Annotated in this window: 14 protein-coding genes and 1 tRNA gene; 11 read left to right on the forward strand and 4 right to left on the reverse strand. The window is 70.3% G+C overall.

What is annotated here, in order from left to right; genetic code table 11:
- Nucleotides 1–24: 24 nt before the first annotated feature.
- A complete protein-coding gene (locus BN1197_RS10305) occupies nt 25–1,074 on the reverse strand; it encodes an LLM class flavin-dependent oxidoreductase (RefSeq protein WP_040159259.1) in 1,050 nt (349 codons plus the stop codon).
- A 130-nt stretch (nt 1,075–1,204) separates the two neighbouring features.
- Here BN1197_RS10305 and BN1197_RS10310 point away from each other — a divergent pair, with 130 nt between their 5' ends.
- The gene (locus BN1197_RS10310; RefSeq protein ID WP_040159261.1) at nt 1,205–1,426 is read left to right on the forward strand and encodes a DUF6458 family protein; all 222 of its coding nucleotides are present in this window, start codon (nt 1,205–1,207) and stop codon (nt 1,424–1,426) included.
- 141 nt (nt 1,427–1,567) lie between these two features.
- Here the strand turns inward: BN1197_RS10310 and BN1197_RS10315 are convergent, their stop codons facing one another.
- On the reverse strand, nt 1,568–3,445 hold the full coding sequence (locus tag BN1197_RS10315) for an acyl-CoA dehydrogenase (protein ID WP_040159263.1): 1,878 nt from the start codon (nt 3,443–3,445) through the stop codon (nt 1,568–1,570).
- 235 nt (nt 3,446–3,680) lie between these two features.
- Here BN1197_RS10315 and BN1197_RS10320 point away from each other — a divergent pair, with 235 nt between their 5' ends.
- Nucleotides 3,681–5,309, forward strand: coding sequence for a CYTH and CHAD domain-containing protein (locus BN1197_RS10320; RefSeq protein ID WP_052466483.1), 1,629 nt, complete (start codon nt 3,681–3,683; stop codon nt 5,307–5,309).
- Between the two features lie 72 nt (nt 5,310–5,381).
- Here the strand turns inward: BN1197_RS10320 and BN1197_RS10325 are convergent.
- Nucleotides 5,382–5,455: transfer RNA gene (locus BN1197_RS10325), tRNA-Gly, on the reverse strand.
- Between the two features lie 215 nt (nt 5,456–5,670).
- Entirely contained in the window at nt 5,671–6,978 is a 1,308-nt protein-coding gene (locus tag BN1197_RS10330) for a D-alanyl-D-alanine carboxypeptidase/D-alanyl-D-alanine-endopeptidase (RefSeq protein WP_040159265.1), read from the reverse strand.
- Between the two features lie 240 nt (nt 6,979–7,218).
- Here BN1197_RS10330 and dcd point away from each other — a divergent pair, with 240 nt between their 5' ends.
- The 9 genes from dcd to BN1197_RS10375 all read left to right on the forward strand — a co-directional run bounded on the left by dcd (nt 7,219) and on the right by BN1197_RS10375 (nt 17,347).
- Nucleotides 7,219–7,794: a dCTP deaminase gene (dcd, locus tag BN1197_RS10335; RefSeq protein ID WP_040159707.1), complete on the forward strand. Its 576-nt coding sequence runs from the start codon at nt 7,219–7,221 to the stop codon at nt 7,792–7,794.
- A gap of 10 nt (nt 7,795–7,804) precedes the next feature.
- The gene (locus BN1197_RS10340; RefSeq protein WP_052466485.1) at nt 7,805–8,491 is read left to right on the forward strand and encodes an alpha/beta hydrolase family protein; all 687 of its coding nucleotides are present in this window, start codon (nt 7,805–7,807) and stop codon (nt 8,489–8,491) included.
- Nucleotides 8,492–8,590: 99 nt separating this feature from the next.
- A complete protein-coding gene (locus BN1197_RS10345) occupies nt 8,591–9,685 on the forward strand; it encodes an ABC transporter ATP-binding protein (protein ID WP_040159266.1) in 1,095 nt (364 codons plus the stop codon).
- On the forward strand, nt 9,682–10,326 hold the full coding sequence (locus tag BN1197_RS10350) for an ABC transporter permease (RefSeq protein ID WP_040159268.1): 645 nt from the start codon (nt 9,682–9,684) through the stop codon (nt 10,324–10,326). Before BN1197_RS10345 ends, BN1197_RS10350 begins: the two co-directional genes overlap by 4 nt.
- Entirely contained in the window at nt 10,323–11,138 is an 816-nt protein-coding gene (locus BN1197_RS10355) for an ABC transporter permease (protein WP_082043839.1), read from the forward strand. The genes BN1197_RS10350 and BN1197_RS10355 overlap by 4 nt, the downstream gene beginning before the upstream one ends.
- Nucleotides 11,139–11,179: 41 nt before the next feature.
- On the forward strand, nt 11,180–12,109 hold the full coding sequence (locus BN1197_RS10360; RefSeq protein ID WP_082043794.1) for an ABC transporter substrate-binding protein: 930 nt from the start codon (nt 11,180–11,182) through the stop codon (nt 12,107–12,109).
- A 397-nt stretch (nt 12,110–12,506) separates the two neighbouring features.
- Nucleotides 12,507–13,250 (forward strand): dienelactone hydrolase family protein, encoded by a 744-nt coding sequence (locus BN1197_RS10365; protein ID WP_040159270.1) that lies wholly within the window; start codon nt 12,507–12,509, stop codon nt 13,248–13,250.
- Nucleotides 13,251–13,508: 258 nt separating this feature from the next.
- Nucleotides 13,509–15,353, forward strand: a complete 1,845-nt coding sequence (locus BN1197_RS10370; protein WP_082043795.1) for an ABC transporter ATP-binding protein — start codon at nt 13,509–13,511, stop codon at nt 15,351–15,353.
- A complete protein-coding gene (locus tag BN1197_RS10375; RefSeq protein WP_052466487.1) occupies nt 15,350–17,347 on the forward strand; it encodes an ABC transporter ATP-binding protein in 1,998 nt (665 codons plus the stop codon). Before BN1197_RS10370 ends, BN1197_RS10375 begins: the two co-directional genes overlap by 4 nt.
- The last annotated feature ends 36 nt before the right edge of the window (nt 17,348–17,383 follow it).

The raw sequence follows: 17,383 nt of genomic DNA on the forward strand, positions 1-17,383 counted from the left end.
CCGGACGCGGCGCATGCCCGGCGATCAGCGGGGAGACAGGCCCCACGCGTCGGCGAGCAACTCGTAGCTGCGGCGGCGCAACGTCGGGTCCCACGTGTAGGTCGCGACGATGAGCTCGTCGAGGTCGTAGCGCTCGACGAGCTTCTCGAGGTGAGCGACGGCCTCGTCGGGCGTGCCGGCCACCGAGAACGACAGGTCGACGCCGCCGCCGGTGGGGGCGAAGGCGGGTCCGCCACCGAGTCCCTGTGCGGGCCCGGCCGGGCCTTCACCGGGCGGGTCGAGAGGCGCGAGCCGCCCGGTCATGATCCGGGTGCGCATGGCCTGTGCGGTCGTGGCGAGGTGCTCGGCCTCCTCCGTGGTCGGGGCGCAGATGACGTTGACGCCCGCCATGACGTAGGGCTTGTCGATCTGCGCGGTCGACGCCTCGGTGCTGAACCGGGTGCGGTAGACCTCGAAGGCCTGGTCGATCGCCTGGGGGGCGAAATGGGAGGCGAACGAGAACGGCAGCCCGAGTGCGGCGGCGACGCTCGCCCCGCCGAGCGAGGAGCCGAGCATCCACAGCGGCACCTTCGTGCCCTCGCCGGGCAGCGCGCGCACGCGCAGGCCGTCACGGCCCGGCGTCGGCCGATCGCCGAGCAGCAACGAGAGCTCGGCGACGTCGCTCGCGAAGTCGCGCAACTCGCCGGAGCCACGAGAGAGCGCAGCCGCGGTGACGGGGTCGGTGCCGGGAGCACGGCCGAGGCCGAGGTCGATGCGGTCGCCGTAGAGCGTGGCCAGGGTGCCGTAGTACTCGGCCACCATGAGCGGCGCGTGGTTGGGCAGCATGACACCGCCGGAGCCGACGCGGATCGACTCGGTGTGGCCGGCGACGTGGCCGAGGAGCACGGCCGTGGCCGAGCTCGCGAAGGTGACGCTGCCGTGGTGCTCGGCCATCCAGAAGCGCTCGTAGCCGGCCTTGTCGGCGGTCTGCGCGAGCAGCGTGCTGTCACGAAGGGCATCGGCCGCGGTGGAACCCGCGCTCACCGGTGCGAGATCGAGAATGGAAAGGGGGACGCGACGTGTACTCACGTTCATGGCAACGTTCGCACAGCACCCGGATATTGCCTCCGGCTAAGCAATTCGCCGTGTTTTCGCCCGGCCTCCTTGGAGTTGGGGCATCATCCGCCGATGATCGAAGCAGGACACCGACACTCACGGAGGCACCATGTCCATCGGCTTCGGCATCTTTCTCATCGCCCTCGGCGCGATCCTCTCGTTCGCGGTCAAGGACTCGGTCCCCGGCATCGACCTGACGATGATCGGCTACATCCTCATGGGGGCGGGGCTCGTGACGGCCATCGTGTCCATGGCCATGATGAGCCGCTCGCGCACCGGTGTCACCCGCCGCACCACCACCGTCGAGGACCCGCGCGACCCGCGCGTCTGACGCCTCTGGCAGTGATCGCGTCCGGCGGTTCCGACGCGTCCGGTGGCTCTCTCTACGCACCCCTGCACCGCCGACGTCACGACGCTGCCCGACCCGGTGGACCGGGAGGGGCAGCGTCGTCGTGCGTGCTCGCAGCGCGGCTCAGAACGCGGATTCCGGCACGTCCATGAGGGAGTTGTCGGTCATCTCGCAGCTCACCCGCTCGGCCGCCATCCGGGGCAGGACGGTGCGGGTGAAGAACCGGGCCGCCGCGATCTTTCCGGTGTAGAAGTCGGCGTCGGCGCCGGTGGCACCGGCCTCGAGCGCGGCCGTCGCGACGTCCGCCTGGCGCAGCAGTAGCCACCCGACCATGACGTCGCCCGCCGCGAGCAGCAGGCGGGTCGTGTTCTGGCCGACCTTGTAGAGGTTGGCGAGGTCGCCGCCCTCCTGCCGCGGGTCGGACTTCATGAGCTCGCCGATCATGTAACCGCCGATCGCGGTGATGTCCTCGACGGCCTTGCCCAGCAGCTCGCGCTCCTTGGCCAGCGGGTCGTCACCGAGTGCGGAGCCGGCGAGCACGGTGGCCATGACCTGCTCCGACATCCAGGTGAGGGCCTTGCCCTTGTCGCGCACGATCTTGCGAAAGAAGAAGTCCTGGCCCTGGATGGCCGTCGTGCCCTCGTAGAGGGTGTCGATCTTGGCGTCGCGCACGTACTGCTCGACCGGGTAGTCCTGCAGGAACCCGGAGCCGCCGAAGATCTGCAGCGACTCGCTGCCGAGGAGCACCCAGGCCCGTTCGGAGCCGACGCCCTTGACGATGGGCAGGAGCAGGTCGTTGACGCGGGCGGCCATGTCGGCCTCCGAGCCCTTCTCGAAGTCCATCGAACCCGACTCGAGGTAGGCCTGATCGACGATGTCCTGCTGCATCGCGGTGAAGAGCACGACGGCACGCAGACCCTCGGCGTAGGCCTTCTGCAGCATGAGGGAGCGACGCACGTCGGGATGGTGGGTGATCGTGACCCGCGGGGCGCTCTTGTCGGCCATTTGGGGGAGGTCGGCGCCCTGCACGCGCTCCTTGGCGTACTCCAACGCGTTGAGGTACCCGGTCGAGAGCGTCGCGATGGCCTTGGTGCCCACCATCATCCGCGCGTACTCGATGACGCGGAACATCTGGGCGATGCCGTCGTGCACGTCGCCGACGAGCGTGCCCACGGCGGGGTGCTTCTCGCCGAAGCGCACCTCGCACGTGGTCGACACCTTGAGGCCCATCTTGTGCTCGACGTTGGTGACGTAGACGCCGTTGCGCTCGCCGAGATCGCCGGTCTCGAGGTCGAACATGTACTTGGGCACGGCGAACAGCGAGAGGCCCTTGGTGCCGGGCCCGGCGCCCTCGGGGCGGGCGAGGACGAGGTGCATGATGTTCTCGCTCAGGTCGTGCTCACCCGAGGTGATGAAACGCTTGACGCCCTCGATGTGCCAGGTGCCGTCGGGCTGCTGGACGGCCTTGGTGCGGCCGGCACCCACGTCTGAGCCTGCGTCGGGCTCGGTGAGCACCATGGTCGAGCCCCACTGGCGCTCGATCATGTGCCGGGCCATCGTCTTCTGGTCCTGGGTGCCGAGTTCGTGCAGAACGCGCGCGAAGCCGTAGCCCGCGGAGTACATGTACACGGCCGGGTTGGCGCCGAGGATGAGTTCGGCCACGGCCCAGTTGAGCGTGGGAGGGACGACGGTGCCACCGAGTTCGGCCGGCACGTTGAGCATGCCCCAGCCGGCCTCGGTGTACGCCTTGTACGACTTCTTGAACGATTCGGGCAGGGTGACCTCGCCGGTCTCGGGGTCGAACACCGGGGGGTTGCGGTCGGAGTCGAGCAGGCTGTCGGCGATCTCGTTCTCGGCCAGGCGGGCGACCTCGTGAAGGATCTCGCGGGCGGTGTCGGCGTCGATCTCCTCGTAGGGCCCGGAGCCGAGAACGTCGCCGCGTCCGAGCACCTCGAACAGGTTGAACTCCAGGTCGCGCAGGTTGCTCTTGTAATGGCTCACCGTCGGAATCTCCTCATGTCGTGACCGTGGATCCCGCCGTGGTCCGGGGCGACATCGCACATTACTGATCGGTAATCAGGATGGCGGACGGGGTGGGTGCCCGCAAGCAGTGGTGTGCCGCGTCACAAACGGGCAGGGTGGGGACGAAGCCGCCTCGTCGGGGGCTGGTGACCGTGCCGGCGACGTGGGAAAATGACTGCTGGATGACATCGAGTTGAACGAGAGGTGAACGACGATGGGTGCAGGGGCCGAGGCGTCCGAGGCGACGAGCACGGCGTCCGAGAAGAGCGCGACCGGCGTGACGGAGGAGAACGCGGCAGCCGACGACAGCACGACGAGCACGCTCGGGGAGATGGCCGTCGAGACCGAGACCGAGGTCAAGCTCGAGTGCCCGCGCCGGTGGACGATGCCGCGGCTGGACGGGATCGGGCGGGTCGCGACGGTGCGCGGGCCCCAGCGGATGACGCAGACCGCCACCTACCTCGACACCCTCGGTCTCGATCTGCTGCGCAACAAGCACACGCTCCGGCGACGCACCGGTGGCAGTGACGCCGGTTGGCACCTGAAGACGCCTGGCGACGACTCCGCGGAGGAGTCCGGGCGGGTCGAACATCGCCTGGCGCTCGGCCGCTCGGCCGCGCTCATCCCCTCCGAACTCATCGAGATCGTCGCGCCCTTGATCGACGGAGCCGTGCTGCTGCCCGTCGCGACCCTGCGCACCCGCCGCACGCGTCGCGAGCTCTGCGACGAGGCGGGCACGGTGCTCGTGCTGGTCGAGGACGACGTCGTGGAGGCCACGACCTACGTCGACGGCGAGCGGGTCCACCGCTGGCGTGAGGTCGAGGTCGAGGTCGTCGACGGCGCCGGTGAGGATCTCGCCGCGGTGGTCGATGCGCTCGTCGCCAAGGGACTCATGCTCTCCGACAGTCCCAGCAAGCTCTCCCGCGCACTCGCCGAGCCGATGGCCGCGTCGAGCGGCAAGAAGGGCCGCACGGCCGGAGAGGTCGTCCTCGACTACCTCTCCCAGCAGGCCGGGGTGCTGCAGGCGAGTGAGCAGCGCCTGCGTGAGGACGCTCCGGACTCCGTGCACAAGGCGCGAGTGGCGACGCGGCGCCTGCGCAGCACCCTCAAGACGTACCGACCGCTGTTCGAGCGCGTCGACACCGACCCCGTGCGCGATGAGGTCAAGTGGCTGACGGGGGCGCTCGGCGAGCCCCGTGACGCCGAGGTCATGCAGGAGCGCATCGGTGGGCTACTCGACACCCTCGAGCCCGACCTCGTCGTGGGCCGCGCCGACGTCCACATCCGTGCGGCGCTCGAGGCCGAGCACGAGCGGGCGCACGCGCACATGGTCAAGGCGCTCGACTCGACCCGTTACGAGCGCATCATGGGCGACCTCGTCGAGTTGCTCCTGCACCCGCCGTTCTCGGTGATGGCGCACGAGCCGGCGTCCGACGTGCTGCCCGATCTCGTCGCCGCGGCCTCGGACAAGGTGGGCAAGCAGGCGAAGCGCGCCGCGGCGATGCCGGAGGGCGCCGAGCGCGACGAGGCGGTCCACGAGATCCGCAAGCTCGCCAAGGCCGCCCGGTACGCCGCCGAGGCCGCGGGCAAGGCCTCCGGTGGCTCGGCCAAGCAGATCGCCTCCGCCTACGCCGAGTTGCAGGAGGCCCTCGGTGACCACCAGGACAGCGTCGTCTCTCGCGACGTCGTCATGCGGCTGGCCGGCGACGCCCGCCGGGCCGGTCAGGAGACCTTCACCTACGGCGTTCTCGCCGAGCGCGAGTACGCCGGCGCCCGGGCCGTGGAGGAGCGTTACGTGCCGCTGCTCGAAAGCGCCCGTAAGGCCGCCAAGAAGATCGGTTGACCCGTCGACGACCCGAGCATGAGAAGACGCGTTCGCCGCCCCGGCCTGAGTCGGGGCGGCGAACGCGTCGTGTGGAGCGAGTGACGGGAATCGAACCCGCGTATCAAGCTTGGGAAGCTTGTGTTCTACCATTGAACTACACTCGCGTTTTCGCAGGTCAGCGCCGCTTTTGGTCGTCTCGCCGTTCTTTCGTGAAGAGCGGTGGATCGCCGCCGGCGTGGCCGCGTGGTTCTGCAGTCTACGACACCGTCGCGTCATCTCGTGCACACGGTCCCGGAGCCGCGCCCGGGCGATGCGGGCGCGGCTCCGGGAGTCTCGCGAGGTGCGGGCCGCGTTCGACGGCCGGGCCCGACGACCGGGCTCAGCGGCAACCGACCACGGCGGTGGCCATCGTGTCGACCGCGCTGCGCACCGACGCGGTCCTCGTGTTGCCGTTCTGGATGAACGCGAAGGCGCGGATACGACCGTCGCTGCCGCGGGCGACCCCGGCGAGCGCGACGGCGTCGCCGAGAGTGCCCGTCTTGGCCATGACCTTGCCGACCGCGCACCGCTGCCCGGCGGCCTTGAAGCGGCTGCGCAGCGTGCCGGTCTGACCCGAGCGCGGCATCGCACCGTAGGCGAACGTCACCTGTCGCATCGCGGGGTCGTCCCACATGTGGTCGACCGCGGCGACGAGGGCGCGCACCGGCATCCGGTTCGACCGGGAGAGGCCCGAGCCGTCCTTGTTGACGTACCCGGTGAGCGGGACGCCGGCGCGCGAGAGGACGGCGCGCTGGTGGGCCAGGGAGTTCGTCCACGTCGGCCGAAGCCCCGCCTCGAGCGCGGCGACGCGCAACAGGTACTCGGCGTAGTCGTTGTCGCTCACCGAGAGCATGTGGGCGACGAGCGAAGACACGGGCGCCGACCAGCTCGCGCTGAGCTCGTTCGCGCCCTTCGACGTCGCCGCCGCGCCGGCGTACCGCGCGCTGATCCCGGCCTTCTTCAGCGACGCGGCGAAGGAGGACGCGGCCGCGGTGGTGCCGTTGGCCCCGCCTCGGTGGTGGGCGAGGGTCAGGCCGCGGACAGGCTGCACCTCGCTGCCTACGTAACTCCGCTTCCAACCCGTGGCGCTCGTCGGCGCGGGAAAGACCGTGGCGTCGGCGTAGAGGGTCACCGAGCGCAGCCCCTGAGCGCGCAGGCTCGCGGCGGTGCGCTGGGCGAGCGTGCTCAACTTCGAGGCCGTCAGCGAGGGATCTCCCGCGCCCTTGAGGTAGACGTTCGTCGGAACCGCGGAGCTCTGATAACTGCGGGTCACGAGCTGGGTGTTCGGCGACGTCGACGAGAGCACGGTGATCGCGGTCATGACCTTCTGCGTCGACGCCGGCATGCGGGTCGTGCCGGTGCGGCTGGACCACAGCGTGGCGCCGGTGGACTCGTCGAGCACGAGGCCGGAGAATCCGCTGCCCAGGTAACGGCTCTGCGCGCCGGTCCGCAGGCGGGAGGTCATCGCCTTCGTCGCCGTGGCGGAGGCGGGGCTGGTCCTCGCTCGTGACGCGGTGGTGGCAGAGGTGGCCGCCGCCGTGGAGGCGGCGGCCGCGGACGCGCCGTGGGCGACCGGGGCGGTGGCGAGGGTGGGGACGGAGAGGGTGGTCGCCGCGACGGCGGCCGTGACGCAGGTGCGCAGACGCATGGATTTCCTCGGATGCTCGCTGGGACGAAACGCGAGACCCCCTGCGTCACAACGATCGTCACGTGGACGAGACCTTTTCGTGATGCACTCGCAGCCCCCTCTTCGGCCGCGGGGGTGCCCGGCTTGAGCAATCCGGGGCCTTTGCCTGCTCACAGTGATCCGCCGCGCACCTGCAGCGGACGCCCTCGTCCACCCTCGACGAGGACCTCCGCAGGGCCGCGGGACAGGTAGCGTGTGTCCGTGCTGCTCTCCGATCGTGACATCAAGGCCCAGGTGGACGCCGGGCGCGTACGCCTCGACCCCTACGACGCGGGCATGGTGCAGCCCTCGAGTATCGACGTGCGTCTCGACCGCTTCTTCCGGCTGTTCGACAACCACAAGTACCCCTACATCGACCCCGCCGAGGAGCAGCCCGACCTCACGCGACTCGTCGAGGTCGAGCACGGTGAGGCGTTCGTGTTGCACCCGGGGGAGTTCGTGCTCGGGTCGACCTACGAGAACGTGTGCCTGCCCGATGACGTGGCCGCGCGCGTCGAGGGCAAGTCCTCCCTCGGCCGGCTCGGGCTGCTCACGCACGCGACGGCCGGATTCGTCGACCCCGGGTTCGACGGTCACGTCACCCTCGAGCTGAGCAACGTCGCCACCCTGCCCATCAAGCTCTACCCGGGCATGAAGATCGGCCAGCTCTGCTTCTTCCAGCTGTCGTCCGCGGCCGAACACCCCTACGGCAGTGCGGTGTACGGCTCGCACTACCAGGGCCAGCGGGGACCCACGGCGAGCCGGTCGTTCGCCGGGTTCACCTGCATCGAGGTCTAGGCGACGCGCGATGGCCCGCATCGTCCGGCGTCGTCCGCTCACCCGCGCGCGGCACACCGTCGAACGCGGACGGCGGCCCGTCGAGGCAGCCGTCGTCATGCTCCACGGCGGCCCGGAGCGCGGCTTTCGCGAGACCCCCAGGTGGAGCGCTCCCTACCTGCGCCTTCGCCCGTTCGGCCGCCGGATCCGTGAGCTGTCCGACGACCGCATCGCCATCGTGCGCGTGCAGCACACCCAGACGGGCTGGAACGGCGGCGAGCGCACGACCCTCGCCCAGGCCCGCCTCGTGCTCGCCGACCTCACCGAGCGGCGCCCCGACCTCACGATCGGACTCCTCGGACACTCCCTGGGAGGCCGCACCGCCCTCGCCGCCGCCGATCACGACAAGGTGCGCAGCGTCGTCGCCCTCGCTCCGTGGGTCACCCCGTACGACGACGTGGAGCACCTCGTCGGCTGCGACGTCCTCGTCGTCCAGGGAGAGCGTGATCGCGTGTGCCCGCCGCGGGATTCGGAGGCCTTCGTCGCTCGGCTGCGCGCCGCCGGAGGGTCGGTGGAGTACGCGCCCCTCGCCGGCTGTGGACACGCGATGATCCGGCGCGCCGGCCTGTGGCACGAGCTCGCGGCGTCGTTCCTCGTACGCACGCTGCTGGCGCCGGAGTCGCCTCTCGAGCCCCCGCCGGAATCCTCTCGTCACTGAGCCGGATTCATGTCGCTCTCGGCCGGCCACGCTCATCGGATGCGGTCAGTGGCCTGTCAGAACGGGCAGTTGTCGGTGGTGGCCGTTACGTTGGGGCGCATGATCCGGTTCGACCGCGTCACCAAGACGTATCCGGGCGGCACGGTCGCCGTCGACGACCTGACGCTCGAGGTGCCGCGTGGCCGCATCACGGTGCTCGTCGGCCCGTCCGGCTGTGGCAAGACCACCTCGCTGCGCATGGTGAACCGCATGATCGAGCCCACCTCGGGAACGATCTACCTCGACGGCGTCGACACCGCCACGATCCCGCCCACCGAGTTGCGGCGCGGCATCGGCTACGTCATCCAGCAGGGCGGGTTGTTCCCGCACCGCACGGTCGAGCAGAACGTCATGACGGTGCCCAGGCTGCTCGGGTGGTCCACGGCCAAGGCGCGAGAGCGCGCCCGCGAGTTGCTCGAGGTCGTCGGCCTCGCGCCCGAGCTGGGCCGGCGCTACCCGGGGCAGCTCTCCGGCGGTCAGCAGCAACGCGTCGGTGTGGCGCGCGCCCTCGCCGCCGACCCGCCCGTCCTGCTCATGGACGAGCCGTTCAGCGCCGTCGACCCCGTGGTGCGCGAGGGCCTGCAGGACGAGCTCCTCACCCTGCAGGCACGGCTGCAGAAGACGATCCTGTTGGTCACCCACGACATCGACGAGGCCGTCAAGCTCGGCAACGAGGTCGCCGTCCTGCGCGTCGGCGGGCGCCTCGCCCAGGTCGACCCACCCGCGCGACTGCTCGCCGAGCCCGCCGACGACTTCGTCGCCTCGTTCGTCGGGCGCGATCGCGGCTACCGCTCGCTGGCGTTCCAGGGGGCGCAGGTGCAGATCCACCCCGAGCGCGCCGTGCGCGTCGGCGACGCCCTCGACGGCTCCGGTTGGCAGCTCGTCGTCGACGACGCCGGCAGACCCCTGGGCTGGATCGACTCCGATCACGAGGGCATCGCCTCGGCCGACGACCTGCGTCTGGGCGGCACCCTCGCCCGGCAGGACGGCACCCTGCGCGCCTACCTTGACGCAGCCCTGTCCTCGCCCAGCCGCCGCGGTGTCGTCGTCGACGACGACGGTGTGCTCGTCGGCATCGTGCGTCCCGCAGAAGTGCTCGAGGCCATCGAGGCCGCGGGGCGGGCCGGCGCGGCGGGTTCTCGGGAGCCCGCATGACCTGGTTGCCCGAGAACATCGACACGGTCGGCAGTCTCGCCCTCGCACACTCCTACCTCGCGGGCCTGCCACTGCTGTTCGGGCTGCTGCTCGCACTGCCGCTCGGCTGGGCCGCGCACCGATGGGAACGGGTGCGTCCCATCGTCGTCGTCGGCACCGGGTTGCTCTACACGATCCCCTCGCTCGCGCTGTTCGTCCTCATGCCGCTCGTCCTCGGCACGAAGATCCTCGCGCCCGAGAACGTGCTCGTCGCCATGACGATCTACACCGTCGCTCTCCTCGTGCGTACCGTCGCAGACGGCCTCGACTCGGTGCCCGACAACGTGGCCGCCGCCGCCACGGCGATGGGGTACGGCCAGGTGGCGCGCACGCTGCGCATCGACCTCCCGCTCGCCGTTCCCGTCATCGCCGCCGGTCTGCGCGTCGCGGCCGTGAGCAACGTGAGCATCGTCAGCATCGCCTCGCTCATCGGCGTCGCCCAACTCGGCAACCTCCTCACCGACGGCTACGGGCGCGCGTTCCCCGAGGTGCTCTGGGTCGGCATCCTCGCGTGCGTCCTCCTCGCCCTGCTCTTCGACGTCGTCATCGTCGTTCTCGCCCGGGTGCTCACGCCGTGGACGCGCGCCGGGAGGCCGGCATGATCGACCGCCTCATCGCCTGGTTCACCGACCCGCTCAACTGGTCGGGATCCGACGGCATCCTCACGCGGGTGGGCGAGCACGTCGTGTACTCCGTGATCGTCGTCCTCGTCGCTGCCCTCATCGCCGTCCCGGCCGGGCTGCTCATCGGCCACACCGGCAGGGGTCGCTGGCTCATCAGCTCCACCAACGCGGCCCGCGCCGTTCCGAGCCTGGGGCTGCTCTTCGCGGTCGCGCTGTGGCTCGGCCCCCGACTGGAGTCCGACCTCGCGTTCGTCCTGCCCAGCCTCATCGTGCTCGTCATCCTCGCGATGCCGCCGCTGCTCTCCGGGGCCTACGCCGGCGTCGAGGCCGTCGATCCCGCCGCACGCGACGCCGCCTACGGCGTGGGCATGACCTCGCGCCAGGTCCTGCTCGGCGTCGAACTACCCTGCGCCACCCCGCTACTCATGTCGGGTCTGCGCAGCGCCACCCTCCAGGTCGTCGCCACCGCCACCATCGCCTCCTACATCAGCCTCGGCGGCCTCGGCCGCTTCCTCATCGACGGCCTCGCCTCCGCCGACTACGCCCAGGTCGCCGGCGGCGCGCTGCTCGTCGCGCTCCTCGCCCTCCTCGTCGACGGCGTCCTCGCCCTCGTCCAGCGCTTCGTCACCTCTCCAGGGCTGCGACTCGACTCCGGCCGAGCCGCCGGGGGGAAGGAGCCGGAGAACGGCGACGAGACCGACGTCGCCTCCCGCCGGGCCGCCGCCGAGACCGACGCGCCCGCAGACGCCCTCACCAGCCACCGGTCGAGCATCGACCGCCCCGTCCCCTGAGTTTCCACCGCAGGTATCCCACCGGCAGAAAGGCCACGACAGTGACCATCCGCACCCGCACCGGCCTCGCGGTCGCCCTCGCCGCGACCCTCTCCCTCGCTGCCTGCGGCGGCGGAGGCGACCCGCTGAACAACCAGCCCGCCTCAGGCGGCGGTGGCACCGCCGCGGCCGGCACGGTCACCGTCGGCTCCGCCGACTTCTCCGAGTCCAAGCTGCTCGCACAGATCTACACCGGCGCGCTCAAGGCCAAGGGCGTCAAGGTCAACGAGCCCCGCCTCGGCATCGGCGCCCGCGAGACCTACCTCAAGGGCCTCACCGACGGCTCCATCAACGTCCTGCCCGAGTACACCGGCGCCCTCACGTCGTACTACGACAAGAACTACTCCGGCACCGACCCCAACGAGGTGTACGAGCACCTCAAGACCGTTCTGCCCCAGGGCGTCACCGTGCTCGACCCCAGCACCGCCGAGAACAACGACTCCATCACCGTCACCAAGGCCACCGCCGAGGCCAAGTCGCTGCGCACGCTGAGCGACCTCGCCAAGGTCTCCGGCGACCTCACCCTCGGCGCCCCCGCCGAGTTCAAGGAGCGCACCCAGGGCATCCCCGGCCTCGAGAAGACCTACGGCATCACGTTCAAGCAGTTCCGTCCCCTCAACGGCCAGGCCCTCATCCAGGCCCTCACCAACGGTCAGGTCGACGCCGCGAACGTCTTCACCACCGACCCCGCGTTCACCCAGCACGAGATCGTCGCCCTCGAGGACGACAAGGGGCTCTTCGGCAGCCAGAACGTCGTCCCCCTCGTCTCCTCCGACGTCGCCCAGAACAAGGAGGCCGTCGCCGCCCTCAACGGCGTCTCCAAGGCCCTCACCACCAAGGACCTCCAGCAGATGCTCACCCAGGTCGACGTCCAGCACGCCGACCCCGCCCAGGTCGCCGACGATTTCCTCAAGAGCCGCAACCTCGGCTGACCTCGGTCTCGTGGGTCGGCCGGCCTGGGTTTCGTAAGGCTGGTCGCGTGGGTGGGCCGAGGGGCGCGGCGCCTACCATCCGCAGCACCTCCGCTAGCGCTCCGGTGCTGCTCCCGCCAGGCCCAGCCAGTCGCCGCGTCCCTCGGCCCACCCCCGCCGGGTTGGCGCGGGTGGGCTCGGGGAGCGCCGTTCTCGTGTGATCCCCGCGAGCGGCCGGTCCTCGCGGGCTGGTGCGGGTCCGCTTCGTGACCCGTTGCGCTGCTCTCGGTTCGGTGTCTCGCGCGTCGTTTCTCCGCTGGGAGGCTCATCTCTGGGGAGGCCGAGGTGGATTCTGGAAGCCGCGGTGCGGACCCTTCGCCCTCTTGCGGGTCGTCCTGGGGTGCCGTAGGCAGGGGGCATGAACGAGATGCTGACGATCACGACCGACGCGGGGCAGGCCGAGGCCTACCTCACCCGACCCGACGACCAGCGCCGTCCCGGCGTCCTGTTCTTCATGGACGCGATCGGGGTGCGTGAGCGGACCAAGCAGATGGCCGACCGCATCGCCTCCTGGGGTTACGTCGTGCTCATGCCCAACGTGTTCTACCGCGAGGGCACGGCGGACGAGCTGAAGCCCGAGATGGACCTCACCGATCCCGAGCAGCGCGCGAAGTTCGGCGAGATCAGCGCGCCCCGGGTCAAGGCGTACACCCCCGACCTGGCGAATCCCGACACCGAGCGCTGGTTCGACACGTTGTCGCAGTACGCGACGACGCCCTACGGCACCGTCGGGTTCTGCATGGGGGCGCGACTCGCGATCCGCGCCGCGGCGCTGCGGCCCGACGAGGTGGCCGCCGTCGCCGGGTTCCACGGCGCGAACCTCGTAGAGGAGGCCTCCGACAGCCCGCACCGCCTCGTCTCGGACACGAAGGCCGAGTACCTGTTCGGGCACGCCGACAACGACAAGCTCAACGGCGCCGACGCGATCGCCGAACTCGAACGCAGCCTCGACGCCGCCGGCCTCACGTACACGAGCGACGTCTACCCCGACGCCCCGCACGGATACACGATGTCCGACACCTCGAGCTACCAGGAGGCGGGGGAGAAGAAGGCGTTCGGAGAGCTCGAGGCGTTCTTCGCCCGCACCCTCGGCGCACACTGACGCACCCGGCAACGCCGTGGAACCCTCCGGACCAGCTGGCCCGGAGGGCTCCCGCTGGTGAGAGGCCGCATGCCCGGCGAGTGAGGCGGTCGCGGAAGCGGCGTTCCACTATCGTCGGTGCCAGACGATCCGGCGCCTCGACGACGACCGCCAGTGCACTCCCCGGCCCCCGAAGGGTTGTCGGAGGCGTCCGCCACACTGACGACATCCGACGCACCCGCCGGCCGCGTCACTCCTTCGACACCAGGGGAGCCTCACGTGCTGACCCGCCTCCTGCGGCGATTCCTCGCTCCGTACACCGGCCTGCTCGTGTTGGTGTGCGTGTTCCAGCTCGGTCAGACGTTCGCGGCGCTGTGGCTGCCCACGCTCAACGCCGACATCATCAACAACGGGGTGGCCAAAGGCGACGTCGACTACATCTGGGCCGTGTCCGTGCCGATGTTCCTCGCCTCGTTCATCCAGATCGCGTGTGCGATCGGGGCGGTCTGGGCGGGCGCCCGTGCCGCGATGGGCCTCGGGCGCGACGTGCGGGCGCAGCTGCTCGAACGGGTGATGACGTTCTCGGCCCGCGAGATCGCCCGCTTCGGCGCCCCGTCGCTAATCACGCGCAACACCAACGACGTGCAGCAGGTGCAGCAGCTCGTCTTCATGGCCTGCATCATGCTCGTCGGCGCCCCGATCATGATGGTCGGCGGCATCGTCATGGCCTTGCGTGAGGACGCGGGGCTGTCGTGGCTCGTCGCCGTCGCGGTGCCGGTGCTCATGGTCTCGGTGCTGCTCATCATCCGCCGCATGGTGCCGCTGTTCCGGCAACAGCAGACGCGTCTCGACGCGGTGAACCGGGTCATGCGCGAACAGCTCACCGGGCTCCGGGTCGTGCGGGCGTTCACGCGCGAGGAGGCCGAACGACGCCGTTTCGGCGCCGCCAACGAAGACCTCACGCAGACGACGCTCGAGGTCGGCCGGCTCATGGTGCTCATGTTCCCCGTCGTCATGGCGGTGCTGAACTTCTCCACGGTGGCGGTCATCTGGTTCGGCGCGCACCGCGTCAACTCCGGTGGGATGGAGATCGGTTCGCTGTTCGCCTACCTCACGTATCTCACCCAGATCCTCATGAGCGTCATGATGGCGACGATGGTGGCGACCACGGTCCCTCGCGCCGCCGTCTCGGCCGAGCGCATCGGTGAGGTGCTGGCCGAGTCGACGAGCGTCGTCGCGCCCACGAACCCGGTCCCGCTCGGCGATCTGCACGGCGAGGTCGAGTTCGACGACGTGTCGTTCACCTACCCCGGGGCGGAGGAGCCGGTGCTCGACCGGGTCTCGTTCACCGCACGGCCGGGCACGACCACGGCGATCGTCGGCAGCACCGGCTCCGGCAAGACGACGCTGGTCAAGCTGCTGCCGCGGCTCTTCGACGCCACCGGTGGCTCGGTGCGGCTCGACGGGGTCGACGTGCGCGACATCGACCCCGAGCAGGTATGGACGCGCGTCGGGCTCGTGCCCCAGAAGCCCTACCTGTTCAGTGGCACGGTCGCCTCCAACCTGCGGTTCGGCCGCCCGGAGGCCACCGACGACGAGCTCTGGGCCGCGCTCGAGGTCGCGCAGGCGGCGGGTTTCGTGCGCGCCTACGACGACGGCCTCGATCACCCCATCAGCCAGCGCGGCAGCAACGTCTCCGGCGGGCAGCGGCAGAGGCTGTGCATCGCCCGCGCGCTCGTCGCCCGCCCCGAGCTGTACCTGTTCGACGACTCGTTCTCGGCCCTCGACGTCGCGACCGACGCACGCCTGCGCGCGGCACTCGTGCCGTGGGTGGCCGACGCGACGGTCATCGTCGTCGCCCAACGCGTCTCCACCATCGTCGACGCCGACCAGATCGTCGTGCTCGACGCGGGTCGCGTCGTCGGCATCGGCACCCACGACGAGCTCCTCGACACGTGCGAGACGTACCAGCAGATCGTCAGTTCGCAGCTTCGCGTCTCCGATCTCGACGACGCCGGCGTGCTCGTCGCCGCCGAGCGGTCAACGGGAGCGGTGCAGGGCGGCGGGACGACCCGAGTTCTGCCCGACGACGGTGGCTCCCACGCCGAGGAGCCCGGGTCATGAGCGCCGACGCGGCGCCGAAGGCCTCGGCGTCTTCGAGCGCGTCGGACGAGGCCGACGAGGCGGCGGTCGCCAAGGAGGCCCGGCGCAAGGGCGGCGGCGGCCACGGTGTCGGTGTGCCCGCGGAGAAGTCGATGGACTTCTTCGGCTCCGGCAGGCGGCTGCTCGGGCGCCTCACGCCGGTGCGTCTTCACGTCCTCGCCGCCGTGCTCCTCACGATCGTCAGCGTCGCCCTCTCGGTCCTCGGCCCGAAGGTGCTCGGCCTGGCCACCGACCTGCTCTTCGCGGGTGTCTTCGGCGCCCGGCTGCCCGCGGACGTGAGCAAGGAGCAGGTCGTCGCGGGCCTCCGAGCGCAGGGGCAGACCAACCTCGCCGACATGCTGTCGGCCATGGACGTCGTGCCCGGCCGCGGAGTTCCGTTCGCCGAGATCGGGCAGGTGCTGCTCGTCGCCGTCGCCCTGTACGCGGCCTCCGCCGTGCTCATGTGGCTCGCCGGGCGCATCGTCAACTACGTCTCGATGGTGACGATGCGCCGCCTGCGCGACGACGTCGAGAACAAGACTCATCGACTGCCCCTGGGGTACGTCGACGGGCAGCCCCGCGGTGAGCTGCTCAGCCGCGTCACCAACGACATCGACAACCTCGGCCACAGCCTGCAGCAGACGTTCGGTCAGCTGCTCAACTCGCTCGTCACGGTCGTCGGCATCCTCGGCATCATGCTGTGGATCTCACCACTGCTCACGCTCATCGCGCTCGTGGCGATTCCGCTCTCGGCCGTCGCGACCGGGTTCATCGCCAAGCGCAGCCAGAAGCAGTTCGTCCGGCAGTGGAACCGCACCGGGGTGTTCAACGGGCAGATCGAGGAGGCCTTCACCGGTCACGAGCTCGTCACCGTCTTCGGCCGCCGCAAGGAGGCGGTCGCCGACGCGCTGCGGACCAACGGCGAGCTGTACGACGCCGCGTTCGGCGCCCAGTTCGTCTCGGGCCTGATGATGCCCGTGATGGTGTTCATCGCAAACCTCACGTACGTGCTCGTCGCGGTCGTCGGCGGACTCAAGGTGGCCTCGGGGCAGATGACCCTCGGCGACGTGCAGGCGTTCATCCTGTACTCCCGCCAGTTCACCCAGCCGCTCGCACAGGTCGCGTCGATGGCCAACCTGTTGCAGTCGGGAGTCGCGTCGGCGGAGAGGGTGTTCGAGCTCCTCGACGCACCCGAGCAGGTCCCCGACCACCCCCACGCAGACCTGCCCGCGCGGGCACGAGGGCGCATCGAGTTCGACGACGTCTCGTTCAGCTACGACCCCGCCCGGCCGCTCATCGAGCACCTCGACCTCGTCGCCGAACCCGGGCAGACCGTCGCGATCGTCGGCCCGACGGGCGCCGGCAAGACCACGCTGGTCAACCTCATCATGCGGTTCTACGAGATCGACGCGGGTCGCATCACCCTCGACGGCGTCGACATCACCGACATGTCACGCCGACAGCTGCGCAGCCAGATCGGCATGGTGTTGCAGGACACGTGGATGTTCCAGGGCTCGATCCGCGACAACATCGCCTACGGCCGGCCCGGCGCCACCGACGAGGAGATCCGCGGCGCCGCCGAGGCCACGTACGTCGACCGGTTCGTCTCCCACCTGCCCGACGGGTACGACACGATCCTCGACGACGAGGGCGGCAGCATCTCCGCAGGTGAGAAGCAGCTCATCACCATCGCGCGGGCCTTCCTCGCGAGTCCGAGCCTGCTCATCCTCGACGAGGCCACCTCCAGCGTCGACACCCGTACCGAGCTTCTTCTGCAGCAGGCCATGACGGCACTGCGCAGCGACCGCACGAGCTTCGTCATCGCCCACCGTCTGTCCACCATCCGCGACGCCGACCTCATCCTCGTCATGGAGAACGGACGCATCGTCGAACAGGGCAGCCACGACGAACTCATCGCGGCCGGCGGGGCCTACGCCCGGCTCCACGCGGCGCAGTTCGCCGGCGAGGAGACGTGAGCGGTCGCACGGCACCCGGGACGACCGCGGTGCTCT

The sequence above is a fragment of the Mobilicoccus massiliensis genome (genome assembly GCF_000826525.2).
Lineage (GTDB): Bacteria > Actinomycetota > Actinomycetes > Actinomycetales > Dermatophilaceae > Mobilicoccus > Mobilicoccus massiliensis.

Bases quoted from the DNA above. Each gene is read 5' to 3' on its own strand.
- BN1197_RS10350 (WP_040159268.1), top strand. From the start codon at position 9,682: ATGACCTGGTTGCCCGAGAACATCGACACGGTCGGCAGTCTCGCCCTC.
- BN1197_RS10365 (WP_040159270.1), top strand. From the start codon at position 12,507: ATGAACGAGATGCTGACGATCACGACCGACGCGGGGCAGGCCGAGGCC.
- BN1197_RS10340 (WP_052466485.1), top strand. From the start codon at position 7,805: ATGGCCCGCATCGTCCGGCGTCGTCCGCTCACCCGCGCGCGGCACACC.
- BN1197_RS10320 (WP_052466483.1), top strand. From the start codon at position 3,681: ATGGGTGCAGGGGCCGAGGCGTCCGAGGCGACGAGCACGGCGTCCGAG.
- BN1197_RS10305 (WP_040159259.1), bottom strand. From the start codon at position 1,074: ATGAACGTGAGTACACGTCGCGTCCCCCTTTCCATTCTCGATCTCGCA.
- BN1197_RS10345 (WP_040159266.1), top strand. From the start codon at position 8,591: ATGATCCGGTTCGACCGCGTCACCAAGACGTATCCGGGCGGCACGGTC.
- BN1197_RS10330 (WP_040159265.1), bottom strand. From the start codon at position 6,978: ATGCGTCTGCGCACCTGCGTCACGGCCGCCGTCGCGGCGACCACCCTC.
- BN1197_RS10375 (WP_052466487.1), top strand. From the start codon at position 15,350: ATGAGCGCCGACGCGGCGCCGAAGGCCTCGGCGTCTTCGAGCGCGTCG.
- BN1197_RS10355 (WP_082043839.1), top strand. From the start codon at position 10,323: ATGATCGACCGCCTCATCGCCTGGTTCACCGACCCGCTCAACTGGTCG.
- BN1197_RS10310 (WP_040159261.1), top strand. From the start codon at position 1,205: ATGTCCATCGGCTTCGGCATCTTTCTCATCGCCCTCGGCGCGATCCTC.